The organism is Streptomyces incarnatus, assembly GCF_001027185.1.
GTDB lineage: Bacteria > Actinomycetota > Actinomycetes > Streptomycetales > Streptomycetaceae > Streptomyces > Streptomyces puniciscabiei.
This window is the reverse complement of the sequence record NZ_CP011497.1, coordinates 5,098,323-5,121,888: the sequence shown is the minus strand read 5'-3', so window position 1 is coordinate 5,121,888 and position 23,566 is coordinate 5,098,323. Positions and strand designations below refer to the sequence as shown.

The window sequence follows — 23,566 nt, the reverse complement described above, 5'->3', positions numbered from 1 at the left end:
TGCAAGACTTGGGACCATGCGCATTGTGGTTCTGGCAGGCGGCATCGGTGGTGCCCGGTTCCTGCGCGGTCTGAAGCGGGCCGTGCCGGAGGCGGACGTCACGGTGATCGGCAACACCGGCGACGACATCCACCTCTTCGGGCTGAAGGTCTGCCCGGACCTGGACACGGTGATGTACACGCTGGGCGGCGGCATCAACGAGGAGCAGGGCTGGGGTCGGTCCGACGAGACCTTCCACCTCAAGGAGGAGCTGGCGGCCTACGGCGTCGGGCCGGAGTGGTTCGGCCTCGGCGACCGGGACTTCGCCACGCACATCGTGCGGACGCAGATGCTGGGCGCGGGCTATCCGCTCAGCGCCGTCACCGAGGCGCTGTGCGACCGGTGGCAGCCGGGCGTGAAGCTGATCCCGATGACCGACGACCGCGTGGAGACCCATGTGGCCGTAGAGGTCGACGGCGAGCGCAAGGCGGTCCACTTCCAGGAGTACTGGGTACGGCTGCGCGCCTCCGTCCCGGCCCAGGCGGTCGTGCCGGTCGGCGCCGAGCAGGCCAAGCCGGCGCCCGGTGTGCTGGAGGCCATCGCCCAGGCCGACGTCATCCTCTTCCCGCCCTCCAACCCGGTCGTGTCCATCGGCACCATCCTCGCGGTGCCCGGCATCCGGGAGGCGATCGCGGACGCGGGCGTGCCCGTGATCGGCCTGTCCCCCATCGTCGGGGACGCGCCGGTGCGCGGCATGGCCGACAAGGTGCTCGCCGCGGTCGGCGTGGAGTCCACGGCCGCCGCGGTCGCCGAGCACTACGGCTCCGGCCTGCTGGACGGCTGGCTGGTCGACACGGTGGACGCGGCCGCGGTCGAGCGGGTCGAGGCGGACGGCATCCGCTGCCGGGCCGTACCGCTGATGATGACCGACGTCGACGCGTCCGCGCAGATGGCGCGGGAGGCGCTGGCGCTGGCCGAGGAGGTGCGGGGAGCGTGAGCGAGGAGCGCCCGGAGTTCACCGTCCGGGCCCTGTCGGGCATCCCCGAGGTGCGGCCGGGCGACGACCTCGCCAAGCTGATCGCCTCGGCGGAGCCGGGCCTGGCCGACGGGGACGTGCTGCTCGTCACCTCCAAGATCGTCTCCAAGGCGGAGGGCCGCGTCGTGCGGGCGGCCGACCGGGAGGCGGCCATCGACGCCGAGACGGTCCGGGTCGTGGCCCGGCGCGGCACCCTCAGGATCGTGGAGAACCGGCAGGGTCTGGTGATGGCCGCCGCCGGGGTCGACGCCTCCAACACCCCCGCCGGCACCGTGCTGTTGCTCCCCGAGGACCCGGACGCGTCCGCGCGCGCGATCCGCGCGGGCCTGCGCGACGCCCTCGGCGTCGACGTCGGTGTCGTCATCACCGACACCTTCGGGCGGCCCTGGCGCGCGGGGCTCACGGACGTGGCGATCGGCGCGGCCGGGGTGCGCGTGCTGGACGACCTGCGCGGGGGCACGGACGCGTACGGCAATCCGCTCAGCGCGACCGTCGTCGCCACGGCGGACGAACTGGCCGCCGCCGGCGACCTGGTCAAGGGCAAGGCGGAGGGACGGCCGGTCGCGGTGCTGCGCGGCCTGCCGCACGTGCTGGCCCCGGAGGACGGCGAGGGCGCGCGGGCGCTGGTGCGCGGCGCGCGGGACGACATGTTCCGGCTCGGCACGTCCGAGGCGGTCCGGGAGGCGGTGACCCAGCGGCGTACGGTCCGGGAGTTCACCGACGAACCGGTGGACCCCGGCGCGGTACGGCGCGCGGTGGCGGCGGCGGTCACCGCACCGGCCCCGCACCACACCACACCCTGGCGGTTCGTGCTGCTGGAGTCGGCGGAGTCCCGGACCCGGCTGCTGGACGCGATGCGGGACGCCTGGATCGCCGACCTGCGGCGGGACGGCAAGAGCGAGGAGTCCATTGCCAGGCGGATCCGCCGCGGGGACGTCCTGCGCAACGCGCCGTATCTGGTCGTGCCCTGCCTGGTCATGGACGGCTCGCACCACTACGGGGACGCGCGGCGGGACGGCGCCGAGCGGGAGATGTTCGTCGTCGCGACGGGCGCGGGCGTGCAGAACCTGCTGGTCGCGCTGGCCGGCGAGCGGCTGGGCTCGGCGTGGGTGTCGTCCACGATGTTCTGCCGGGACGTGGTGCGCGGGGTCCTCGGCCTGCCCGCCGACTGGGAGCCGATGGGCGCGGTGGCGGTCGGCCATCCGGCCGAGGAGCCGAGACCGCGGCCGGAGCGGGACGCCGGGGCGTTCATAGCGGTGCGGTGAGTCGCGCCGAGTTCGGCGTACGCGGCCGTAGCGCTCGTACGACCGCCTAGTCTCGAAGGACGGCACCGGCTCCCCTAGGACCTCACGTGGCAGGACGTTTCGCTCAGCGCCCCACGCGTACGACCGTGCGCGGCGGCCATACCGGCGTGCCCGCGGGCGCCGCTGCCGGGATACCGCGGCAGGCCTCGGCTCCGGCGCGGGTACGGCGGTGGGTGCCCAAGGGGCCGCTCGATCTCGGGCTGGTGCTCGGACCGCTGCGGCGCGGGCCCGCCGACCCCACCTTCCGGGCCACCGCGGACGGATCCGTCTGGCGGGCCAGCCGTACGCCCGCCGGGCCGGGCACGCTGCGGGTGCGGGCGTACGGCGGTGAGGTGCTCGGCGAGGCGTGGGGGCCGGGGGCGGAGTGGCTGCTGGACCGGCTGCCCGAGTGGCTCGGCGCGGCCGACGACCCGGAGGCGTTCGTGCCGCGGCACCGGGTCGTGGCCCTGGCCCGGCATCGGCGCCCGGGCCTGCGGCTGACGCGGACCGGACTGGTGCTGGAGTCCTTGATCCCCTCGGTGCTGGAGCAGAAGGTCACGACGGACGAGGCGTACCGGGCGTGGCGGTTGCTCGTGCGGAGGTTCGGCGAGCGCGCGCCGGGACCGGCGGGGGCCGCACAGCGGCCGATGTTCGTGATGCCGGCGCCGCGGACCTGGGCGTTGATTCCCTCCTGGGAGTGGCACCGGGCCGGGGTGGACGACAAGCGGGCGTCGACGATTCTGCGGGCCGTACGGGTCGCTGCGCGGCTGGAGCAGGCGGTGACGATGCCGGCGGCCGAGGCGCAGGCGAGGCTCGAGGTCGTGCCGGGGATCGGTCCGTGGACGTCGGCGGAGGTGGTGCAGCGCAGTCATGGGGCGGCGGATGCGGTGACGGTCGGGGACCTGCATCTGCCGGGGATCGTGGGGTGGGCGTTGGCGGGGGACCGGTATGCCGACGACGCGGTGATGCTGCGCTTGCTGGAGCCGTATGCCGGGCAGCGGCATCGTGCCGCTCGGTTGATCCTGCTGAGCGGGAACGTGCCTGCGCGTCGGGCGCCGAAGATGCCTCGGGTGGATATCGGACTGCTGTGAGGCGCCGCGCGCGTCGGGCTGCCGCCGGCTGACGGAGTTTCGCTTGCCCGCGCCAACGGAGTGCGGGGGGGGCTGCCGCCGGCCGGGGCTGGGTCACGCTTGCCCGCGCTCGCGGGGTGCCGCTGCGCCCACCCGTGCCGCCCCAGCGGCACGACTGCCCGCAGCTACGACGGCACGATGGCCGCTGCCGGGTGGGAGCCGGCCCAGTGGAACGACTGCCCGCAGCTACGACGGCACGATGGCCGCTGCCGGGTGGGCACCGGCCCAGCGGCACGACTGCCCGCAGCTGAGCGGGTACGACCGCCGCTGCCGGATGCGCCGGCCCAGCGGCACGACTGCTCGCAACTACGACGGCAGCGGGACAGCAGGCCCGCAGTGGTGGCGGTGCCATGGAGCCGGCGGTGGTGCAGTTCCCCAGGGGCGCGGGGAACTGCGCGATCAGCCCCCACGCGCCCGCGCCCGGCTACCGCCCGGACCACCCGACCGCCTGACCACCCAACCGCCCGACCGCCCCGACCGCTCCTGAACCAGGGGGTCTGGGGGCGCAGCCCCCACCGAGGCCGGCGCCCCCCAACGGCCGCTACTGGTCCGAGGAGAAGCGCACCGCGCCCGCTGGGATGTGGGCGTCGCACCACACGCGTACTCCCTCGCGGAGCTCGTTGTCGGCGCCGACGACCGCGCCGTCGCCGATGACCGCGCCGGTGAGGACCGTGCGTTCGCCCACGCGGGCCCTCGCGCCGATGAGGGAGTCGGTGATGACGGCGCCGGGCTCGATGACCGCGCCGGGGAGGATGGTCGAGCCGAACACCCGCGCGCCCTCGGCCACGACCGCGCCCTCGCCGACCACCGTGCCGCCGGCCAGCTTGGCGTCCGGCGCCACCGTCGCCGTGGGCAGGACCAGCCGGTCGCCGCAGCGGCCGGGTACCGCCGGGGACGGGGCGCGGCCCAGGACCAGGTCGGCGGAGCCGCGGACGAACGCCGCCGGGGTGCCGAGGTCCAGCCAGTACGTGGAGTCGACCATGCCCTGCAGATGGGCGCCGGCGGCCAGGAGGCCGGGGAAGGTCTCGCGTTCCACCGAGACCGGCCTGCCCAGCGGAATGGTGTCGATCACCGAGCGGCGGAAGACGTACGCCCCCGCGTTGATCTGGTCGGTGACGATCTCCTCCGGCGTCTGCGGCTTCTCCAGGAAGGCGAGGACGCGGCCGGTCTCGTCCGTGGGGACCAGGCCGAAGGCCCGCGGATCCGACACCTTCGTCAGGTGCAGTGAGACGTCCGCCCCGGCCGACTCGTGCGTGTCCACCAGCGCCCTGATGTCCAGGCCCGTCAGGATGTCGCCGTTGAAGATCAGCACCGGGTCGTCGGGACCCGAGTGCAGACGCGAGGCCACGTTGCGGATGGCACCGCCCGTGCCGAGCGGCTCCTCCTCCGTCACGTACTCGATGCGCAGGCCGAGGGAGGAGCCGTCACCGAAGTACGGCTCGAAGACCTCGGCCAGATAGCTCGTGGCGAGGACGATGTGGTCCACGCCCGCCGCCTTGGCGCGCGCCAGCTGGTGCGTGAGGAACGGCACCCCGGCGGCCGGGACCATGGGCTTGGGCGTGTGCACCGTGAGCGGACGCAGCCGGGTGCCTTTGCCGCCCACCAGGAGGATCGCTTCTGTCACCTGTCGTCTCTGCTTCCTGCCGGGACCGGCCGAACTACTCGTTTCACTCGTTTCGGCCGGTCAGTGTATGCAGACCGTAGCGGCGGCGCCCTTGACAACCACGCGGTTTCCCACGAGATCGGTGAGAGAACGGTGTGAGAGCGGCGCGCCCCCGAGGACGACGCTGAGCGCACAACCCCCCGCCGGCTCAACGCCCCTGGTAGCGCGCCGCGCTGGAACGGGCCGTACCGAGCTTGGCGTAAAGCCACTTGCCTGGGCACTCGGTGGCGAATCCGTCCCGATGGCCGGAGATCACGTTCAGTCGTACGTTCTTACCTTTGGGAAAGAGGTTGCCACCGGCCGACGTGAGATATGTCCTGCCCCGCGGATCGGCCCCGAAGAGGCCGAGCTTCCACGCGGTGAGCCGGGCGACGGCCGTCACCGCGGCGCCGGACGGTTTCGTCGCGCCGTAGGAGCCGATGACGGCGATGCCCATGCTGTCGTTGTTGAGGCCGGCGGTGTGCGCCCCGAGGACCGCCTTCGTCACGCCGCCGGCCCGGCCCTCGTAGATGGTTCCGCACTTGTCGACGAGGAAGTTGTAGCCGATGTCGCGCCAGCCCATGCCGTCGACGTGGTAGCGGTAGATACTGCGGATGACGGAGGGGGCCTGGGCGCAGGTGTAGTCGTTGCCGGAGGCCGTGTGGTGCACGAAGGCCACCTTGACCGTCTTCGTGTAGACGAGCCCGCCCACGCGCAGTGACTCGTCGGCGCCCCAGCCGCGCCGGGTGACGATCCGCGGTCGCGGCCCGATGTACGGCTTGGCCCGCACCGGGCCCTGCGTGCGGGCCAGTTCCCGCTCGGTGGCCCTTCTGCCCAGCGCCGGGATCTCCAGGGCGCCGAGGCGGGCGATGCCCGTCTCCTCGCCGGGGTCCACGAGTTCCAGATGCAGGCCGGCCGGCAGCGGGGGCCGCGGCCGGAGCGTACGGCCGCCCTGTGCGCCCTGCGCGCCCCGCGCGGCGGCGACCCGGACCTCCACCCCCTCCGAGGCGCCCACCCACAGCGGTGCGGTCGCTCCCCGCACCCGTCGTGACGCCCGTTCCGCCGTCCCCGGGTCGGCGCCGTGGTCGGCGTTGTGCGTCTCGACGTCCTGCCAGTCGGACCACTTCCCCGACCGCGCCGTCCGGGTGCGCACCTGGACGTGGCCGTGCAGTTCGGTGTCCGGGTCGTCCCAGACGACCCCGACCAGCGAGAAATGCTCACCGCCGGGCCGGTACAGGCCCTGCACCGGGGCGGTGCCGAGGACGCGCTCCCGGGTGAGGGGCACCAGGGGCAGCGACCGGGTGCTGCCCGGGACACCGGCCTCGGACGGCCGTACGGCTGCGACGGCCTCCGACGGTCGTGCGGGGGCGGCGGTCGCGGGCAGGGCCGGCAGCGCGAGCGCGAGGGCCGTGGCGCAGGTGACGCCGTTCGAGGCAGTGAGGATTCCACGCATGTGCATGATCGTGGACATAGGCATACAAATCTGTCCAACGGTGAACCAGCGACGAACTGACGGACCGTCGGGAAACGTTCCGCCGAACCGGTGGCCCCACCGCACCCTGCGCGCACCCGCCCGCGCGTACCCTTTCCCGGGTGAACGCCACCGATCGCACCCCTGCCGACCTGCTGGCTTCCGCGCTCGCCGCGGACCCCGGCCGCCCGCTGGTGACCTTCTACGACGACGCCACCGGCGAACGCGTCGAACTGTCCGTGGCCACCTTCGCCAATTGGGTGGCCAAGACCGCGAATCTGCTCCAGGGCGACCTCGCCGCCGCCCCGGGCGACCGGGTGGCCCTGCTGCTGCCGGCGCACTGGCAGACGGCGGTATGGCTGATGGCCTGTTCGTCCGTGGGGGCGATCGCCGATGTGGGCGGGGAGCCGTCCGCGGCCGACCTCGTGGTGAGCGGTCCGGACTCGCTCGACGCCGCGCGGGCCTGCCGCGGGGAGCGGGTCGCGCTGGCGCTGCGGCCGCTGGGCGGGCGGTTCCCGCAGCCCCCGGAGGGGTTCCTCGACTACGCCGTGGAAGTGCCGGGGCAGGGGGACCGGTTCGTGCCGTTCGCTCCGCCGGCCGCCGAGGAGCCCGCGCTGATCGTCGCGGGGGCCGAGTTCAGCGGGGCCGAGGTGGTCGAGCGGGCGCTCGCGGACGCGCCGTCGCTCGATCTGACAGGGCCCGGGTCGAGACTGCTGTCGGGGCTGTCGTACGACACGTGGGACGGGGTCAGCGCCGGGTTGTACGCGCCGTTGGCCGTCGGGGGGTCGGTGGTGCTGTGCCGGAATCTCGACCGGCTGGACGAGGAGGCCCTGGCCAAGCGGATCGAGAGCGAGCGGGTGACCGCGGTGCGCCGCTGAGAGGGGGCGCTCGGGCCGGCCGCCGTCCCCCGAACGGAGCAGCAAAGGGAGCTTGGGCGGCCCTTCCCCGCCATGGTCGTAAGAGCAGGACGCGACGCTCGTACGCCATGAGGGGGTGCCCCGCCCGTGACCGACACCGTAGGCCAGTCCCTCGGTCCCGGTCCCGGGGCCTCCGCCACCGGTGCGGGGCTCCTGCGGCGGCGTCGGCGGCGGTGGGCGAAGGTGACGGCGGTCGGTGCCGCCGTCCTCGGCGCGGTGGCCGCGGGGACCGGCTGGGCCCTGTACGCCACGCTCAGCGACAACATCACCGCCGATGACGCGGCCGCCCGCGAACTGGAGCGGTACGAGCGGGAGCGGCCCACCGAACTGGTGCGGGGTGCGCAGAACATCCTGCTGATCGGGTCGGACACGCGGGCCGGGGAGGGGAACTCCGCGTACGGGCGGGATCTGGGCGGCGAGCGGTCGGACACCACGATCCTGCTGCATCTGGCCGCCGACCGGCGCAGCGCCACCGCCGTGTCCCTGCCGAGGGACCTGATGGTGGACATCCCCGGCTGCCGGCGGCCGGACGGCAGCCGCAGCGAGCCGGTGTTCGCGATGTTCAACCACGCCTTCCAGCTGGGCGGTTCGGCGTGCACGATCCGGACCGTGGAGAAACTGACGGACATTCGGATCGACCACCACGTGGTCGTGGACTTCCGCGGGTTCAAGAAGATGGTGGACGCCGTCGACGGGGTGCAGGTCTGCCTGAAGGAGCCCATCGACGACAAGGCGGCCCTGCTGCAACTGCCCGCGGGCAGGGTCGAGCTCGACGGGGAGCAGGCGCTCGGGTTCGTGCGGGCCCGCAAGTCGCTCGGCGACGGCAGCGACACCGAACGGATGGAACGCCAGCAGCGGTTCCTCGGCGCGCTGGTCGACAAGGTGCAGAGCGACGACGTCCTGCTGAACCCGGCGAAGCTGTATCCGGTGCTGGACGCGGCGACCTCCGCCCTGACCACGGATCCGGAACTGGCAAGTCTGCGTGGCTTGTACCAGTTGGTGCGCGGACTGCGCAACATCCCCATTGAACAGGTGCAGTTCCTGACGGTGCCGAGGGAGTCGTACCTCTACGACACCAACCGTGACCAACTCGTGGAGCCGGAGGCCGAGAAGCTGTTCGCGCGGCTGCGGGCCGACCAGCCCGTGGCGGTGGCCCGGCAGACGCCCGAGGAGGCCGCGCGGACGGGCGCGGAGACGGGCGGGGAGCCGGACGGCGGGACCGGCCCCTCCCCCACACCGACGTTCCGCGGGAACACCGCCGCCGAACACATCTGTGAGTGACGCGCACATCGAAACGCCGAACTTCCGTCCGGGAAATGAGGCGGATTGCCCAGTTGTAGGCACAGGGAATTTGTCACCGGCGTCGCTTGACGCTGAACTGGGCGGATAGTGTGAGCGATCCGGTGCACCCGGCCACGAGGTCCGTCCTGGGGTCGTGCACTGATTCACCGAGACCCGAGCGCCTTTGAGGGGGAAGGCGCCGCGTGGCCCCGACGGAGGATTCGGACAACCGTGGACGCGCAAGGCCGTGGGCGGGCGGACAACATCGACCCCGCAGACCAGTGGGTACTCAATCCGGACACCGGCGAATACGAACTGCGACTGGGTCCTTCCGCAGCGCAGTCGGCGATTCCCAGCCCCCGCAGATCCGCCCCCCGGGCGGGAACCGGTGCGCCGCGCCGCCGTGACGACGCGACGCCCGGCGAGACCCGTGAGACGCGCCGGGGCCGCGGGGGCGACGTACCGCCGCCGCGGTCGGGCCGGCGCCGCGGAAGCGAGCCCGAGCCCGCGCAGGGCAGGCGTGCGGCCCGGCGGCCGGTGAAGAAGAAGTCCAAGGTCAAGAGGGCCCTGGCGTGGACGGCCGGCGGCACGGCGTTCGTGCTGGTCGCCGTCGGCACGGCCGGCTATCTCTACCTCAAGCACCTCGAGGGGAACGTCACCACGACGGACGTCGAGGGCGCCGCCAAGGACGGCTTCAGCAAGGACGACGCCTTCAACATCCTGATCATCGGCACCGACAAGCGCACCGGGAAGGGCAACACGGGCTACGGCGACAAGGGCAGCGTCGGGCACGCGGACACCAACATCCTGCTGCACGTCGCCAAGGACCGGTCGAACGCGACCGCGCTGAGCATTCCGCGCGACCTGATCGTGAACGTGCCGGACTGCCCGACCAAGCAGGCCGACGACTCGACCAAGATCATCCCCGGCACGCAGAACGTGCGCTTCAACACCAGCCTCGGGCAGGACGGCCGGGATCCGGGCTGCACCATGCGTACCGTGAAAGCCGTCACCGGCATCCAGCCGGACCACTTCATGATGGTCGACTTCAACGCGGTCAAGACGCTGACGAGCGCGGTCGGCGGCGTCGACGTCTGTCTCGCGCACGCGGTGAACGACAAGGAGTCGCACCTCGACCTGCCCGCCGGCAAGCACAAGATCGAGGGCGAGCAGGCGCTGGCCTTCGTCCGCACCCGGCACAGCTGGGGCAACAAGGGCGACCTGGACCGCATCAAGGTGCAGCAGCAGTTCATGGCCTCGCTGATGCGGAAGATGTCCTCCAGCGACACGCTCACCAACCCGTCCAAGCTGATCGACCTCGCCGAGGCCGCCACGAAGGCGTTGACCGTGGACAAGGGCATCGGCCACGTGGGCACGCTCAAGGACATCGCGCTGGAGCTGAAGAAGGTGCCGCCGAAGAACATCACCTTCCTCACCGTGCCGGTGAAGGACAACCCGGCCGACGGTGCCGTCCACAAGACGGTGATCGTCGACCCGGCGCTCGCCCCGCAGGTGTTCGACGCGATCAACAACGACGTGTCCTTCACCGAGGTGAAGAAGAAGCAGCAGGCGGAGAAGGACGCGCAGGCCGCGCGCCTGAAGGGCAGCAGGTCCGCGCCCTCCGAGGTGCGGGTGCGGATCCTCAACGGCGGTGCCGTGGGCGGCAGCGCGCAGGAGACCCTCGACTGGCTGCAGAACCAGGAGGGCGTGCTGAAGTCGGAGAACGCGGGCAACGCGCCCGCTCAGCTGGACAGGACCACGCTGGAGTACGCGCCCGACCAGGCCGCCCAGGCGCGTGAGCTGGCCCAGCTCATGGGGCTGCCCGGTTCCGCGCTCAAGCCCGGCAAGAGCGTGGTCAACTCCCAGGGGCTGCCGGCGATGACACTGACCCTGGGCAAGGACTTCAAGGGCGCGGGCGTCTCGCTCACCGCTCCGAAGAAGGCGCCGGACGTCGACAAGTCCACGGCGGACAAGGTGAAGTGCGCGTCGTAGGTAACCCAACGGGCCCGTCGTGCGTCTAACCGGACGCGGGACGGGCCCGTTGGTACGCGCAAGGGTGGGGAGGGCAGGAAGTTTGGCGCAGAGCGATGTGCGAGGGCAGGACCCTGCGGTCGACGACACGATGTCGCTCGCACCGCAGGACCGTACGGCGCCCGAGGGGTCCGGCCGGCACGGCGGGGGGCGGCGCAGAGGTGGTGCCACGGCCGAGCGGCCACGGCGCAGACGGCGCGCGTTGCGCTGGTCGGCGACCGTGCTGGCGGTGGTGATACTCGGCACGGCCGGCGCCGGTTACCTGTACTACCAGCATCTGAACGCGAACATCCGCAAGGGTCAGCGCAGCAGCGCCGACGACTCCAAGGCGTACAGGACGCCGGCGAACGCGGCCGGCCAGACCCCGATGAACATCCTGCTGATCGGCTCCGACAGCCGTAACACGCCCGAGGACCTGAAGCTCGGCGGCAGCAAGGACAGCGTCGGTGCTCCCCCGCTCGCCGATGTGCAAATGCTCATCCACCTGTCCGCGGACCGCAAGAGCGCCGCCATGGTGAGCATCCCGCGGGACACCCGCGTCGACATCCCCAAGTGCACGGATCCCAAGACCGGCAAGGTCTACCCGGCGACCAACGACATCATCAACACCACCCTGGCCCGGGGCGGGGCCGGCTGCACGCTGGCCACCTGGGAGAAGCTCACCGGGGTCTACATCGACCACTGGATGATGATCGACTTCGCCGGCGTGGTGAGCATGGCGGACGCCATCGGCGGCGTCGAGGTCTGTGTGAAGCAGAACGTCTGGGACCACCCGACGCCGGACCAGCCCGGCGGCTCCGGGCTGAAGCTGAGGGCCGGGACGCAGAAGATCTACCACGAGCAGGCCCTGCAGTGGCTGCGCACGCGGCACGCCTGGGGCAGCGACCCCCTGCGGGCCCGCGCCCAGCACATGTACCTGAACTCGATGGTCCGCACCCTGAAGCACCAGAACGTCTTCACGGACAGCGGGCGGCTGATGGACCTGGCCGAGGCGGCCACCAAGTCGCTCCAGGTCTCCGAGGAGATCGGCACGGTCAAGAAGCTGTACGACCTGGCCATGGAACTGAAGTCGGTGCCGACGAACCGCATCACCTCGCTGACGATGCCCAACATCACCGACTCGCAGAACCACGAGCACGTCGTGCCGGACCAGGCCAACGCCGACAAGCTGTGGGAGATGCTCCGCGACGACGTCCCGTTCGACAAGAACGGCAAACCGCCGGCCGCGAAGCAGGTCGCGGACAAGACCCCGGCGGCCACGTCGCCCTCCACGGACCCGGGCCGGCTCGGGGTACTGGTGCGCAACGCCACCCGGACCTCCACACAGGCGGCGGTGGGAGGCCGCGCGAACGACATCAGCCAGGTGCTGGCGCAGAAGGGCTACACCCGGGCGGCCGCCGACACCTCGGGGTCGCTGTCGGAGGACAGCACGGTCGTGCAGTACCCCAGCGCGGATCTGCAGGGTGACGCGCAGGCGGTGGCGAAGGCGCTCGGCATCCCGGTGAGCGCGGTGAAGCGGTCGACCGACGTCTCGGGGGTCACGGTCGTCGTCGGCGCGGACTGGCGCACCGGCACGAGCTATCCCCAGCAGCCCAAGCCCAAGGCCGGCGACACGCCCGACGGCTCCGACGCCATCAACGGTGCGGACACCAGCACGTGCATGGACGTGTACAAGCCGTATCAGTGGTGACCGGCGGTGGGGCCCCGGGAGCGGGGCCCCACCGGGTCAGCGGGCGCTGAGCACCGCCGGCCGCCGTGACGCGATGACCCTGCGGGCCAGGGACCTGGGGCTGGTCAGAAAGCCCCAGCCCCACGACATGTGCATGGTGGCCAGGGCCACCGGGATCTGCAGCCGGGCCTTCAGGGGCAGCCCCCTGCCCGCCGGGACCGAGCCCGCGACGATCGCCGCCAGATAGCCGCCGGGGACGACGAGGGCCCACGGGGTGAGCGCCGCCCCGGCGACGACGCCGGCCGCGATGGCGCACAGGGCGGTCGGCGGGGCGAGGTAGCGCAGGTTGATGGAGCCGGAGTGGTAGCGGGCCACGACGTGCCGCCAGCGGCCGTAGTCCTTGTACTGCTTGGCCAGCGCCCGCACGGAGGGCCGCGGCCGGTACGACACCTTCAGCTCGGGCGAGAACCAGATGAGGCCGCCCGCCTCCCTGATCCGGAAGTTCAGCTCCCAGTCCTGGGCGCGGATGAACTCCTCGTTGTAGCCGCCCTGCTGCTCCAGGGCCTCGCGGCGGAACACCCCGAGGTAGACCGTCTCGGCGGGACCGGCCTCGCCGCCCGTGTGGAAGGCGGCGTTGCCGACCCCGACCTTCGAGGTCATCGCGGCGGCGACCGCGTGCTCCCAGTCGTTCTCGCCCTCGGCGTGCATGATGCCGCCGACGTTCTGCGCGCCGGTCTCCTCCAGGAGCCGGACGGCGGTGGCGATGTAGTTCGGCGAGAGCATGCCGTGGCCGTCGACGCGGACCACGATCGGGTGCCGGGAGGCCTTGATCGCCGCGTTCAGCGCGGCAGGGGTACGGCCGGTGGGGTTCGGGACGGTATGCACGCGGGGGTCTTCGGCGACCAGCTCGGCGGCGATCTCGTCCGTGCGGTCCGTGGACGGACCGAGGGCGATCACGACCTCCATCTCGCCGGCGTACTCCTGCGCGAGGATCGCTTGGACGGCCCCGCGCAGATGCCGCTCCTCGTTGAGGACGGGCATGATCACGGAAACAGCGGGGTGTCGCACGTCGGGCTTGGCGTTCATAGGGGGCTCACGTTACCGCGAACGGGGGACACCGGTGCGCGCCGCCGGGGCGTAGTCCCGGGCTGGAGATCGTATCGGCCTACGGTGCTCACGGATCCCACGTACGGCCTCGTCCGGAGGTGTCCTCTTTGGCCAGCCCGCCCCGGTCCCCTGCTCGCCCGCAGCGCCGACCGCAGCCGCCTCGCCGTGTGCCGCACCCGCCCGAGGGGCCCGTGCGGTCGGTACGGCCGCCCCGGCGGCCCCGGTGGGCGATGCGGGCGGTGAGCACGCTGTCGGTCGTCGTGCTCGCCTCCGCCGGGATCGGGCACGCGGTGATCAGCAGCCTGGACGCGGGGATCGCCCGGGTCGACGCCTTCAAGGACATGAAGAACCGGCCGCGGGCGGGCCAGGGCATGAACATCCTGCTGGTCGGCACCGACGGCCGGGACCGGATCACCGATCGGGAGCGGCGGCAGTACCGGCTGGGCGGGGTGCCCTGCCACTGCACCGACACGATGATGATCGTGCACGTCTCGGACAACCGGGAGCGGGCCACGGTGGTGAGCCTGCCGCGCGACTCCTACGCCGAGGTGCCCGCGCACACCGACGTCCGCTCCGGGCAGCAGCGGGGGCCGCACCCGATCAAGCTCAACGCGGCCTACGCCGAGGGCGGCCCCCAGCTGACCATCCGCACGGTCGAGAACATGACCCATGTGAAGATCGACCACTATCTGGAGGTCGACTTCACCAGCTTCATGCGGACCGTGGACGTCCTCGGCGGGGTGAAGGTCTGCACGACGACCCCGCTGAAGGACTCCTACACCGGCCTCGACCTCAGCCCCGGCACGCACACCCTCAACGGCGGGCAGGCCCTGCAGTACGTGCGGGCCCGGCACGTGGACGTGGCGAGCGACCTCGGCCGGATGAAGCGGCAGCAGCGGTTCCTGGCCGCGCTGATCGAACGGGCCACCTCCTCCGGGGTGCTGCTGAACCCGATGCGGTTCCGGGACGTGGCCCGCGCGGTGCTCGGCTCGGTCCGCGCCGACGAGGGCTTCGGCACCGACGAGCTGCTCGACCTGGGCCGGGCCATGCGCAACTTCTCCCCGTCCTCCTCGGAGTTCACCACCGTGCCCATCGGGCAGCTGAACTACGACGTCAAGGGCATCGGCTCGACCCTGAAGTGGGACCAGGCCAAGGCGGACCAGCTCTTCGCGGCCCTGCGCGACGACAAGCCGCTCACCGTGGACCAGCCGCAGCGCGGCCATGGTCCCGCCCCGGCGCCGGTGGCGCCCGTTGAGGTGGATCCGCGGCAGATCCGGGTCCAGGTGGAGAACGGCAGCGGCACGGTCGGCCTCGCCAAGCGCGTCGACGCGGGGCTCGCGGCGACCGGCTTCGCCACGACGCGCCTGCCGGTGACGGCCGCCGCGCACGTGCCGCACACCGTGATCTCCTACGACCCCCGCTGGGACCGCTCGGCCCGTGCCCTGGCGGCTGCCCTGCCGGGGGCCGAGCTGCGCGCCGTACCGGGCCAGGGCCCGCTGCTGAGGGTGATCGCCGGGGCGGACTTCAGGAACATCCACCAGGTCCGCTTCGAGGACCCGGCCCAGCCCGAGCAGACCCCGGTACGCGGCAGCGAGGTGGTGTGCCCGGGCACCTCCTGAGCGCTCAGTCCTCGAAGCCCTCGGCCGCGCGCTTCTCCCGCAGCTCGCGAATGGCCCGGCGGCGCGCCAGGCGATGGGTGCGGCGGATCTGCGCCTCCTGGTAGCGGCGCCTGTCACGCTCGGTCTCCGGCAGCACCGGCGGCACCCGGCGCGGCTTGCCGTCGGCGTCGACGGCCGCGAAGACCAGGTAGGCCGAGCCGACCTGGGTGGGCGGGGCCGACTCGTTCCAGCGCTCGGCGAGGACCCGCACCCCGACCTCCATGGAGGTCCGGCCGGTCCAGTTCACCTGCGCCTTCACATGGACCAGGTCACCGACGCGCACCGGCTCCAGGAAGGCCATCTCGTCCATCGACGCGGTGACCGCGGGTCCGCCGGAGTGCCGGCCCGCCACGGCGCCCGCCGCGTCGTCGACCAGCTTCATGATCACACCGCCGTGCACCGTCCCGAGGAGGTTGGTGTCGTTGTGGGTCATGATGTGGCTGAGGGTGGTGCGCGAGGCGGACGTCGGCTTGCCGGGGATGTCCGGTTCCGTCTCCGGTTCCGCGTCCGTGGCCTGGTCTGTCATGCCCTCCACCTTATGCCGAAGCCGCAATCGCGGAATTTGTGTCGGGTTCGCAACAGCGGCGCTGTTATTTTCCGACAGCCCTTGTAAGCCTCACACCGACGCCCTGCACACTGGGGCGCATGAATGACTGGCCCCAGGGATGGTCCGACGACAACCGCGGCCCGCGCTACGGACGCGGCAGTGCCGGCGCACAGCCGGAGAACGCCCGCGTGATGCGTCAGGTGCGGCGCGGCCCGGCGGTACCGCCCGGGCAGCGCTCCTACGGCGACCCCGGCCCGGCGGCGCCGCCGTACGGGGCCGGCGTCCCGCAGCAGCCGTCGTACGTCGACGGCCAGGGGTACGACGACGGCGCCGGTTACGACAGCGGCTACAACACCGGGCAGGTGTACGGGGGCGGGCGGCGCGGCGGCGGCTTCGTGCCGAACGACAACGACCCGGACCCGGAGCTCGACCGGTACCGGCCGCGCCCGAACTGGCGGCGCCGGATCAAGTGGACCGTGATCACCCTGGCCACCGTGCTGGTCGTCACGTCCGTCGCGACCTACTTCTGGGCCGACTCCAAGCTGCGCCGCGAGGTCGACCTGTCCAAGGTCATCGACCGGCCGGCGTCGGGCGCCGGCACGAACTACCTGATCGTCGGCTCCGACAGCCGTGAGGGCATGTCCAAGGCGGACGAGAAGAAGCTGCACACGGGCTCCGCCCAGGGCAAGCGCACGGACTCGATGATGATCCTGCACGTCGGCGACAACGGCGACACGCTGATCTCGCTGCCGCGCGACTCGAACGTGACCGTGCCGTCCTTCAGGGGGTCGTCCGGGAAGCTCTACCCGGCCACGGGCCGGCAGGAGAAGCTCAACGCGACCTACGCCGAGGACGGCCCGACCCTGCTGGTCCGCACGATCGAGGCCAACACGGGTCTGCACATCGACCACTACGTGGAGATCGGCTTCCAGGGCTTCGCCAACATCGTGGACGCGGTCGGCGGTGTCGAGATCAACATCGACAAGGGGTTCAAGGACTCGTACTCGGGCGCCGACTTCAAGGCGGGCAAGCAGACGCTGAACGGCGCGCAGGCCCTCGCCTTCGTCCGTACCCGGCACGCGTTCGCGGCCTCCGACCTGCAGCGCACCAAGAACCAGCAGAAGTTCCTGTCGGCCCTGGCCCACCAGGTGGCCACCCCGTCGACGGTCCTCAACCCCTTCAAGTTCTACCCGGTGATGGGCGCGGGCCTGGACTCCCTGATCGTCGACAAGGACATGTCCCTGTGGGACCTGGGCTCGATGTTCTGGGCGATGAAGGGCGTCCAGGGCGGTGACGGCACCTCCCTGAACATGCCGATCTCCGGCTCGGTCGGCGGCAACCTCGTCTGGGACAAGGCGAAGGTGAAGACGCTGGTGGACGAGCTGAACAACGACCAGAAGGTCACCGTCTCCGGCAACTGAGCGGCCGCACTCCGGAGCGAGGGTGCCCGTCCGGGCGCCCTCGCTCCGCGTTCAGGCGGGCCTCACATCTTGGCGCCCGCCATGGCACGGCACATCTCCGCCGCGCGACGACACGCCTCCGCACAGCGCATCATCTGCGGATCGTCCGGCATCGCCATACACGCCTCGGCGCACATCTCGCACGCCTTGGCGCACATCGCGCACATGTCGCCCGACATGGGCGAGCGGCGCATCATCATGTCGGCGCACATACGGGTCGTCTCGGAGCAGTCCATGAGCGCGCGCATGATCTGCATCTGGGCCTGGCCGCCCATCTGCATGCAGGAGCTCATGCTCTCCTCGCACACGGTGTGCGCGGCCATGCAGGCATTGACGCAGTCCTGCATCTGCTGGGTCATGGGCGTCATCGTCGGCTGGGTCATGGCTCCTCCTCGGAGGCGGGGGCCCGGGGCGGACCCCGTGTGCTTCCGTACTACGTCGGCCGGACCCGGCCCGCATGTGACCGACCGGTCGTCACGTGCGGCACAACAGCCGGAAGGCGCCCCGGAGGGCGCCTTCCGAAGAGAGCCGAAGTCCCGTGCGGTTACGGCAGGTTGCGGGCCATGACGATCCGCTGGACCTGGTTGGTGCCCTCGTAGATCTGCGTGATCTTGGCGTCACGCATCATGCGCTCCACCGGGTAGTCGCGGGTGTAGCCGTAGCCGCCGAGGAGCTGAACGGCGTCGGTGGTGACCTCCATGGCGACGTCCGAGGCGAAGCACTTGGCGGCAGCGCCCAGGTAGGTGAGGTCGGCGTCGCCGCGCTCGGAGGCGGCGGCGGCCTGGTAGGTGAGGGCGCGGGCCGCCGAGATCTTCATCGACATGTCGGCGAGCATGAACTGGATGCCCTGGAAGTCGGCGATCGGCTTGCCGAACTGCTTGCGCTCCTGGACGTAGCCCTTGGCGTAGTCGAAGGCGCCCTGCGCGACACCGAGGGCCTGGGCGGCGATGGTGATGCGGGTGTGGTCCAGGGTCTTCATGGCGGTCATGAAGCCGGTGCCCTCCTCGCCGATCATGCGGTCGGCGGGGATGCGGACGTTGTCGAAGTAGACCTCGCGGGTGGGCGAGCCCTTGATGCCGAGCTTCTTCTCCGGGGCACCGAAGGAGACGCCCTCGTCCGACTTCTCGACGACGAACGCCGAGATGCCCTTCGAGCGCTTGGCGGGGTCGGTCACGGCCATCACCGTGTAGTACTCGGAGACGCCCGCGTTGGTGATCCAGCGCTTCACGCCGTTGAGGACCCAGAAGTCGCCGTCGCGGACCGCCTTGGTCTTCATGCCCGCCGCGTCCGAACCCGCCTCCGGCTCGGAGAGGCAGTACGAGAACATCGCCTCGCCCTTGGCGAGCGGGGTCAGGTACTTCTTCTTGATCTCCTCGCCGCCGGAGAGGATCACCGGCAGGGAGCCGAGCTTGTTCACGGCGGGGATGAGGGAGGAGGACACGCAGGCTCGGGCGACCTCCTCGATCACGATGACCGTGGCGAGCGCGTCGGCGCCGGCGCCGCCGTACTCCTCGGGGACGTGCACCGCGTGCAGGTCGTTGGCCACCAGGGCGTCGAGGGCCTCCTGCGGGAAGCGGGCCTCCTCGTCCACCGCGGCGGCGTACGGCGCGATCTTCGCCTCGACCAGGGAGCGGACGGCGTCGCGGAGCATGTCGTGCTCCTCGGACGGGCGGTACAGGTCGAAGTCAGCCGATCCGGCCACGGACTCTCACGCTCCAAAGACGCAGTGATACTGACGCTAATTACCGTTAAGTAACTCAAATTTTAGAGGGCCGCCCGGAGGACGCCTACGTGAGCTACGCGACAGCGGGGAAATTGCCCGGCGAGGGGCCCGACTATGCTCAGGGGCCGCATCACCGACGTACCCGAGCTGGAGCGCATCCATGAGCCTGAAGATCACCGTGATCGGCACCGGCTATCTCGGCGCCACGCACGCCGCGGCCATGGCCGAGCTCGGCTTCGAGGTGCTGGGACTCGATGTCGTACCCGAGAAGATCGCCCTGCTGGAGCGCGGCGAGACCCCCATGTACGAGCCGGGCCTGGAGGAGCTGCTGCGGCGGCACGTCGCCGGTTTCGAGGGGTCCACCGGGCGGCTGCGGTTCACCACCGACTGGGCCGAGGTCGGGGCGTTCGGCGATGTCCACTTCGTGTGCGTCAACACCCCGCAGCGGCACGGGGAGTACGCGGCCGACATGAGTTACGTGGACTCCGCGATCTCCTCCCTCGCCCCGCATCTGCACGGTCCGGCCCTGGTCGTGGGCAAGTCGACCGTGCCGGTGGGCTCGGCCGACCGGCTGGCCGGCTACCTGGCCGAGCACGCCCCGGCGGGCGAGGACGCCGAGCTGGCCTGGAACCCGGAGTTCCTGCGGGAGGGCTTCGCCGTCCAGGACACCCTGCACCCGGACCGGATCGTGGCCGGTGTGCGCAGCGAGCGCGCCGAGAAGCTGCTGCGGGAGGTGTACGCGACCCCGATCGGTGCGGGCACGCCGTTCGTCGTGACCGACTTCCCGACCGCGGAGCTGGTGAAGACGGCCGCGAACTCCTTCCTCGCCACCAAGATCTCCTTCATCAACGCGATGGCGGAGGTGTGCGAGGCGGCGGGCGGTGACGTGGCGAGGCTGGCGGAGGCCATCGGGTACGACGACCGGATCGGGGCGAAGTTCCTGCGCGCCGGGATCGGCTTCGGCGGCGGCTGTCTGCCGAAGGACATCCGGGCGTTCATGGCGCGGGCCGGTGAGCTGGGCGCGGACCAGGCCCTGACGTTCCTGCGCGAGATCGACTCCATCAACATGCGCCGGCGCGGCCAGATGGTGGAGATGACCCGGGAGGCGCTCGGCGGCGGCTCCTTCCTCGGCAAGCGGGTCGCGGTGCTCGGCGCCACCTTCAAGCCCGACTCGGACGACGTGCGCGACTCGCCCGCGCTGAACGTGGCCGGCCAGATCCACCTGCAGGGCGGCCAGGTCACCGTGTACGACCCGAAGGGCATGGACAACGCCCGCAAGGTCTTCCCCACCCTGGGCTACGCCGGTTCCGCGCTGGAGGCCGTGCGGAGCGCCGACGTCGTCCTGCACCTCACCGAGTGGCGGGAGTTCCGCGAGCTGGACCCGGCGGCCCTGGGCGAGGTCGCGGCGGCCCGGCTGATCCTGGACGGCCGCAACACCCTCGACCCGGAGCTGTGGCGCCGGGCGGGCTGGACGTACCGGGCGATGGGCCGCCCGACCGCGTAGTCAGACGGTGACGCCGGTTCGGCCGAGGCTCAGTCGGCCGAACCGGCGTCTTTCCGCATTCTGCACCACCGGACACATACGTGGCCGGTGAACTGCCTGTGTCTTACCCCTCTTTGGCCCGGTAGCGGCGCATCTTCGCCCGCGCCCCGCACACCTGCATCGAGCACCAGCGGCCGCGTGCGGCCGGGCTGCGGTCGTAATAGGCCCAGTGGCAGTCGGGTGCCTCGCAGGCCTTGAGCCGCATCCAGGTGCCCTGCACCAGGCCCTCGGCGACGGCGGCGGCGACCCGGGAGAGCAGCGGCGCGTCCGGGGCGGGGGCGAGGGCCGCGGAGCCGTCGCGCGCGTCGACGGCGACGTACAGGGGCGCGCGGGAGAGCAGCTCGCCGAGCGGGGTCACCTCGCGGTGCGGCGGATGCCCGGCGTGCGCGAGCAGCGCGGCCCGCAGCGACTCCCGCAGTTCCCGCGCCTCGTCCACCGCGTCCGCGGCGATCCCGAAGCACCCCCGCACCTCGGCCGTGTCCAGCGCGTCGGCGCCGGTCTCGATGTCCAGGAGCGTGTTGACCAGGGACTCGATCAGCGCCAGGGCTCCGGGGGCGGCCGATCTCTCATTCATGCTTGCGACGTTACCCCCAATGCGGGAGCATGCAGTAACCGTTACCGGTTACCCGGCTCTACAGGTAACGCCGTCTGTGACACAAGGAGGTAGTCATGGCTCTCGCCAAGCTCGGTGTCGTGGTGCTGGACTGTCCCGACCCCCGTGCGCTGGCCGGCTTCTACGCCGGGGTGCTGGGCGGCACGGTGGAGGGGGACGGCGAGTGGGTCGACCTGAAGGTGGCCGGCGGGCCGGCGCTGGCCTTCCAGCGGGCGCCCGGGTTCGTGCCGCCGAAGTGGCCCGCGCCGGACGCCTCGCAGCAGTTCCATCTGGACCTGGTCGTGGAGGACCTGGACGCGGCGGAGAAGGGGGTGCTGGAGCTGGGCGCCAAGCCGCTGGACGCGGAGGACCGCGAGCGGACCTTCCGTGTGTACGCCGACCCCGCGGGGCACCCGTTCTGTCTGTGCGCCTGCTGAGCCGGAGCGCCCGCTGACATCAGGGAGGATCCCATGACGTCCGTCGCCCGTTTCCGTTCCGTCGTGCTCGACTGTCCCGATCCGCACGCACTGGCCGCCTTCTACGCGGCGGTGGCCGGGGGCACCCCCGACGCGGAGGACGACGACTGGGTCGTCCTGAGGGTGCCGGACGGGCCGCGGCTGGCGTTCCAGCGGGCCGAGGGGTACACGCCGCCCGAGTGGCCGCGCGCGGACGTGAACGGCCAGCAGTTCCACCTCGACTTCGACGCGGGCCGGACCTGGGCGGAGGTCGACGCGGCCCATGAGCGGGTGCTGGCGCTGGGCGCCCGGCCGCTGGATCTTGAGGACCGCGAGAAGAAGGACTTCCAGGTGTACGCCGACCCGGCCGGGCATCCGTTCTGCCTGTGCCGGATCGATCACCCGTGACGCCCTGATCAGGGGGCGTCCAGCTCCCCGATCCGCGCGTTGGACACCTCCCGGCGGTGCTGCGCGGCCCTTGCCGTGAAGTCCGCGCTGCGCAGCACCCGTTGGACGTTGCCCCAGGTCAGCAGGGCCAGTTCGGGCTCGGACCAGTCGCGCCGGAGGAGTTCGGCGATCAGGCGGGGGTAGCGGGCGGCATCGGCGAGGTCGCGGGGGTGGGCGGCGCCGGAGTCGTAGGCGCCGGCGAGGCCCACGCACTCCGGGCCGGCCACGTCGCGGACGTGGTCGAGGTGGTCGGCGACGTCATGGACCGTCGGCCCGGTCTGCTCGGCGGTCAGCGGCACCAGGCACAGACCTTTCGCCGCGCCCAGCGAGGCGAGCAGTTCGTCGGGCAGGTTGGCCGGGTGCGGGCGCAGGGCGCGGGCGGCGGAGCGGGTGCACAGCACCGGGGTCTTGGACAGCGCGAGGGCGCGTTCGGCGGTGGCCCGGGAGGCGCCGGAGACATCGGCGACCACCCCGAGCCGGTTCATCTCGCGCACCACCTCCTCGCCGAACCGGGTCAGGCCCCGCTCCCCCGCCCAGGCCGTGTCCGCGAGCGTGAGCACGCGCAGGCCGAGACCGTGCAGGACGCGCAGGATGCCCAGGGAGTCGTCGAGCGCGGTGGCGTGGGCGGGGCCCAGCACCACGGCGATCCGGCCGCAGTTGCGGGCGTCGATGACCTGCCCGGCGGTGCGCACCAGGCGCAGGCCCTCCGGATGGGCGTCGATCACCGAGCGCGCCTGGTCCAGCTGTTCCAGGGTGGCGGCCGTCGCACGGTCGCCGCCGGAGCCCTCGGGCAGGTGCAGGGACCAGAACAGCGCGCCCACGTGGCCCTCGCGCAGCCGGGGTATGTCGGTGTCGATGGCCGCCTCGCCCAGCTCCAGGTCGTACCAGGGCAGCTTGCGCAGGGCCCACGGCAGCGCGTTGTAGCCGTCGGCGACCGGGTGCGCGGCCAGCAGGGCGTGGGCCCGCTGCAGCGACGCGGGCTCGGCGGGGAAGGGGTCGTCCGGCAGGCCGTCGTCCTCGCCGACCTCGGTCGGGGTGGGGATGTCGTCCTGGAGGTCGGCCATGGCGGGCTCCGTACGTCGTCGCGGCCCACGCAGGTCGTGAGCCACGTCGGGCTGGGGCGTATCGCCACCGTCGCACGGAGGCCAGGACGGCTTCCTGGTGAGTGGGGCGTTCGGGGGTACGGCGGCTCAGGCGCCCCGGGCCGTGCGGATCACCTCGTCCAGGGTCTCCCGGGAGCGGCGCAGATCGGCGATCATGCGGTCGATCCGGTCCCGCTCGGCGGTCAGGTCCTGCACCAGGCGCGGGGTGGCGATCGCGGAGGGGCCGCCGTCCCGGTCGCGCATGCAGGGCAGCAGCTGCCGGATCTTCTCGCTGTGCAGCCCGGCCGCGTACAGCTCCTGGATACGGATGACCCGGTCGACGGCCCACTCCGGGTAGTCGCGGTGGCCGCCGGGGGTGCGCTCGGCAGTGAGCAGCCCCTGGGTCTCGTAGTAGCGCAGCGACCGCTCGCTCACGCCGGTGCGCCGGGCCAGTTCACCGATCCGCATGTCCGCCTCCGCGTGTCCGCCGCCGAGTGACCGCCTCGCCGACGA

Annotated in this window: 21 protein-coding genes; 12 read left to right on the top strand and 9 right to left on the bottom strand. The window is 72.0% G+C overall.

The window, feature by feature from the left end; genetic code table 11:
- Window positions 1–16: 16 nt before the first annotated feature.
- The 3 genes from cofD to ABB07_RS23080 all read left to right on the top strand — a co-directional run bounded on the left by cofD (window position 17) and on the right by ABB07_RS23080 (window position 3,389).
- Window positions 17–976, top strand: a complete 960-nt coding sequence (gene cofD / locus ABB07_RS23090) for a 2-phospho-L-lactate transferase (protein WP_208900493.1) — start codon at window positions 17–19, stop codon at window positions 974–976.
- Window positions 973–2,280 carry a coenzyme F420-0:L-glutamate ligase gene (locus tag ABB07_RS23085; protein ID WP_208900492.1) on the top strand — a complete coding sequence of 436 codons (1,308 nt, stop codon included), beginning with the start codon at window positions 973–975 and terminating at the stop codon, window positions 2,278–2,280. Before cofD ends, ABB07_RS23085 begins: the two co-directional genes overlap by 4 nt.
- An 86-nt stretch (window positions 2,281–2,366) precedes the next feature.
- The gene (locus ABB07_RS23080) at window positions 2,367–3,389 is read left to right on the top strand and encodes a DNA-3-methyladenine glycosylase family protein (RefSeq protein WP_208900491.1); all 1,023 of its coding nucleotides are present in this window, start codon (window positions 2,367–2,369) and stop codon (window positions 3,387–3,389) included.
- 580 nt (window positions 3,390–3,969) lie between these two features.
- Here the strand turns inward: ABB07_RS23080 and manB are convergent.
- Window positions 3,970–5,052, bottom strand: coding sequence for a mannose-1-phosphate guanylyltransferase (manB, locus tag ABB07_RS23075; RefSeq protein WP_208900490.1), 1,083 nt, complete (start codon window positions 5,050–5,052; stop codon window positions 3,970–3,972).
- A gap of 187 nt (window positions 5,053–5,239) precedes the next feature.
- A complete protein-coding gene (locus tag ABB07_RS23070; RefSeq protein WP_244189476.1) occupies window positions 5,240–6,523 on the bottom strand; it encodes a peptidoglycan recognition protein family protein in 1,284 nt (427 codons plus the stop codon).
- A gap of 140 nt (window positions 6,524–6,663) precedes the next feature.
- Between ABB07_RS23070 and ABB07_RS23065 the strand changes: the two genes are divergently transcribed.
- The 4 genes from ABB07_RS23065 (at window position 6,664) to ABB07_RS23050 (ending at window position 12,460) form a co-directional block, all read left to right on the top strand.
- Window positions 6,664–7,419 carry a TIGR03089 family protein gene (locus ABB07_RS23065; protein WP_208900488.1) on the top strand — a complete coding sequence of 252 codons (756 nt, stop codon included), beginning with the start codon at window positions 6,664–6,666 and terminating at the stop codon, window positions 7,417–7,419.
- Window positions 7,420–7,545: 126 nt separating this feature from the next.
- Window positions 7,546–8,739 carry an LCP family protein gene (locus ABB07_RS23060; protein ID WP_208900487.1) on the top strand — a complete coding sequence of 398 codons (1,194 nt, stop codon included), beginning with the start codon at window positions 7,546–7,548 and terminating at the stop codon, window positions 8,737–8,739.
- Window positions 8,740–8,970: 231 nt separating this feature from the next.
- Complete coding sequence (locus ABB07_RS23055; RefSeq protein ID WP_208900486.1) at window positions 8,971–10,731, top strand: LCP family protein; 1,761 nt, start codon at window positions 8,971–8,973, stop codon at window positions 10,729–10,731.
- 130 nt (window positions 10,732–10,861) lie between these two features.
- Window positions 10,862–12,460 (top strand): LCP family protein, encoded by a 1,599-nt coding sequence (locus ABB07_RS23050; protein WP_208900485.1) that lies wholly within the window; start codon window positions 10,862–10,864, stop codon window positions 12,458–12,460.
- 36 nt (window positions 12,461–12,496) lie between these two features.
- On the opposite strand, the gene ABB07_RS23045 is transcribed toward ABB07_RS23050, so the two are convergent.
- On the bottom strand, window positions 12,497–13,525 hold the full coding sequence (locus ABB07_RS23045; protein WP_208900484.1) for a glycosyltransferase family 2 protein: 1,029 nt from the start codon (window positions 13,523–13,525) through the stop codon (window positions 12,497–12,499).
- Window positions 13,526–13,653: 128 nt separating this feature from the next.
- Here ABB07_RS23045 and ABB07_RS23040 point away from each other — a divergent pair, with 128 nt between their 5' ends.
- Entirely contained in the window at window positions 13,654–15,165 is a 1,512-nt protein-coding gene (locus tag ABB07_RS23040) for an LCP family protein (protein ID WP_482268737.1), read from the top strand.
- A gap of 4 nt (window positions 15,166–15,169) precedes the next feature.
- On the opposite strand, the gene ABB07_RS23035 is transcribed toward ABB07_RS23040, so the two are convergent.
- Entirely contained in the window at window positions 15,170–15,730 is a 561-nt protein-coding gene (locus ABB07_RS23035; protein ID WP_208900482.1) for an acyl-CoA thioesterase, read from the bottom strand.
- A gap of 119 nt (window positions 15,731–15,849) precedes the next feature.
- Between ABB07_RS23035 and ABB07_RS23030 the strand changes: the two genes are divergently transcribed.
- Window positions 15,850–17,172 (top strand): LCP family protein, encoded by a 1,323-nt coding sequence (locus tag ABB07_RS23030; protein ID WP_208900481.1) that lies wholly within the window; start codon window positions 15,850–15,852, stop codon window positions 17,170–17,172.
- Between the two features lie 62 nt (window positions 17,173–17,234).
- Here the strand turns inward: ABB07_RS23030 and ABB07_RS23025 are convergent, their stop codons facing one another.
- Entirely contained in the window at window positions 17,235–17,594 is a 360-nt protein-coding gene (locus tag ABB07_RS23025) for a four-helix bundle copper-binding protein (RefSeq protein ID WP_208900480.1), read from the bottom strand.
- A gap of 161 nt (window positions 17,595–17,755) precedes the next feature.
- The gene (locus ABB07_RS23020) at window positions 17,756–18,913 is read right to left on the bottom strand and encodes an acyl-CoA dehydrogenase family protein (protein ID WP_279617398.1); all 1,158 of its coding nucleotides are present in this window, start codon (window positions 18,911–18,913) and stop codon (window positions 17,756–17,758) included.
- 181 nt (window positions 18,914–19,094) lie between these two features.
- On the opposite strand from ABB07_RS23020, the gene ABB07_RS23015 reads away from it, so the two are divergent.
- The gene (locus ABB07_RS23015; protein WP_208900479.1) at window positions 19,095–20,438 is read left to right on the top strand and encodes a UDP-glucose dehydrogenase family protein; all 1,344 of its coding nucleotides are present in this window, start codon (window positions 19,095–19,097) and stop codon (window positions 20,436–20,438) included.
- 103 nt (window positions 20,439–20,541) lie between these two features.
- Here ABB07_RS23015 and ABB07_RS23010 read toward each other — a convergent pair whose 3' ends face one another.
- Complete coding sequence (locus ABB07_RS23010) at window positions 20,542–21,051, bottom strand: CGNR zinc finger domain-containing protein (protein WP_208900478.1); 510 nt, start codon at window positions 21,049–21,051, stop codon at window positions 20,542–20,544.
- Window positions 21,052–21,146: 95 nt separating this feature from the next.
- On the opposite strand from ABB07_RS23010, the gene ABB07_RS23005 reads away from it, so the two are divergent.
- A complete protein-coding gene (locus ABB07_RS23005) occupies window positions 21,147–21,506 on the top strand; it encodes a VOC family protein (protein ID WP_208900477.1) in 360 nt (119 codons plus the stop codon).
- Window positions 21,507–21,539: 33 nt separating this feature from the next.
- Window positions 21,540–21,932, top strand: a complete 393-nt coding sequence (locus ABB07_RS23000; RefSeq protein ID WP_208900476.1) for a VOC family protein — start codon at window positions 21,540–21,542, stop codon at window positions 21,930–21,932.
- An 8-nt stretch (window positions 21,933–21,940) separates the two neighbouring features.
- Here ABB07_RS23000 and ABB07_RS22995 read toward each other — a convergent pair whose 3' ends face one another.
- Together ABB07_RS22995 and ABB07_RS22990 are read right to left on the bottom strand one after the other, a co-directional pair.
- Complete coding sequence (locus ABB07_RS22995; protein WP_208900475.1) at window positions 21,941–23,035, bottom strand: dipeptidase; 1,095 nt, start codon at window positions 23,033–23,035, stop codon at window positions 21,941–21,943.
- Window positions 23,036–23,161: 126 nt separating this feature from the next.
- Entirely contained in the window at window positions 23,162–23,521 is a 360-nt protein-coding gene (locus ABB07_RS22990) for a MerR family transcriptional regulator (RefSeq protein ID WP_208900474.1), read from the bottom strand.
- Window positions 23,522–23,566: the final 45 nt, after the last annotated feature.

Coding starts and splice junctions, on each gene's coding strand:
- ABB07_RS23000 (WP_208900476.1), top strand. CDS start 21,540: ATGACGTCCGTCGCCCGTTTCCGTTCCGTCGTGCTCGACTGTCCCGAT.
- ABB07_RS23015 (WP_208900479.1), top strand. CDS start 19,095: ATGAGCCTGAAGATCACCGTGATCGGCACCGGCTATCTCGGCGCCACG.
- ABB07_RS23070 (WP_244189476.1), bottom strand. CDS start 6,523: ATGCGTGGAATCCTCACTGCCTCGAACGGCGTCACCTGCGCCACGGCC.
- ABB07_RS23025 (WP_208900480.1), bottom strand. CDS start 17,594: ATGACCCAGCCGACGATGACGCCCATGACCCAGCAGATGCAGGACTGC.
- ABB07_RS23035 (WP_208900482.1), bottom strand. CDS start 15,730: ATGACAGACCAGGCCACGGACGCGGAACCGGAGACGGAACCGGACATC.
- ABB07_RS23005 (WP_208900477.1), top strand. CDS start 21,147: ATGGCTCTCGCCAAGCTCGGTGTCGTGGTGCTGGACTGTCCCGACCCC.
- ABB07_RS23045 (WP_208900484.1), bottom strand. CDS start 13,525: ATGAACGCCAAGCCCGACGTGCGACACCCCGCTGTTTCCGTGATCATG.
- ABB07_RS22995 (WP_208900475.1), bottom strand. CDS start 23,035: ATGGCCGACCTCCAGGACGACATCCCCACCCCGACCGAGGTCGGCGAG.
- ABB07_RS23030 (WP_208900481.1), top strand. CDS start 15,850: ATGAATGACTGGCCCCAGGGATGGTCCGACGACAACCGCGGCCCGCGC.
- cofD (WP_208900493.1), top strand. CDS start 17: ATGCGCATTGTGGTTCTGGCAGGCGGCATCGGTGGTGCCCGGTTCCTG.
- ABB07_RS23050 (WP_208900485.1), top strand. CDS start 10,862: ATGTCGCTCGCACCGCAGGACCGTACGGCGCCCGAGGGGTCCGGCCGG.
- ABB07_RS22990 (WP_208900474.1), bottom strand. CDS start 23,521: ATGCGGATCGGTGAACTGGCCCGGCGCACCGGCGTGAGCGAGCGGTCG.
- ABB07_RS23010 (WP_208900478.1), bottom strand. CDS start 21,051: ATGAATGAGAGATCGGCCGCCCCCGGAGCCCTGGCGCTGATCGAGTCC.